The 677-nt window shown below is 71.6% G+C and carries 1 protein-coding gene; it reads right to left on the reverse strand.

The features are described 5' to 3' along the window. Nucleotides 1–164: 164 nt before the first annotated feature. The coding region (locus DW850_RS10095) for a transposase (protein WP_147349615.1) at nt 165–677 on the reverse strand (513 nt) is incomplete at its 5' end.

Here is a 677-nt window from a genome sequence, read left to right on the forward strand (position 1 = left end):
GCTGGGCAATCCGTTGCTACGGCTGAGGCTTCTACGTCGAACCGACAGTCTGTGCACGCGTGTGGCGCCCTGGGCGCTCGCAGAAAAGGGACCTGAGGTTCGCCTCAACGGCTTCGGATCGAACCGCTTCCGGGGTGACTGGCTTATGTGCGGGGGACCGCCCCCTACGCCTCCTCGGCCATGAGGCCGACCGCCCACACCCAGCAGGCGAGCTCGCGCGCCGTGGCCACGTTCGCCTTGTTGCCGTGCACCCCGCGCGCGAGCAGCGCCTCCCGCCTCTCGACCAGCCTCCGCACGCCCTTGGCGGCATGCCTCCGGGCGCCCCGGTCCGGGGCCTGGCCCTTGGCGAGGTCCTTCGGCCGCCCCGAGCACGTCAGGTAGTGCCACGCGGCTTCGACCAGCGTCTTCCTCAGGTGCTTGTTGCCGGCCTTGGTGATCGCGCCCCTGCGGTCGCTCTCCCCGCTGGAGTGCTCGGAGGGCGTCAGGCCGACCCACGCGGCGAACGAGCGGGCGTTCCTGAACCTGGAGAACTCGCCGGCCTCGAACACGAGGTCGGCGGCGGAAGCGGTGTCGACGCCCTTGAGGCAGCGCAGGGAGTCGACCCTCTTCCGCCACCTGGGCTTGCGGGCCTCGGCCCCGACGGGCCCCTCGAGCCTCGACTTCTCCTCCGCCGCCCG

The organism is Collinsella sp. AM36-4AA, from assembly GCF_003467795.1.
Lineage (GTDB): Bacteria > Actinomycetota > Coriobacteriia > Coriobacteriales > Coriobacteriaceae > Collinsella.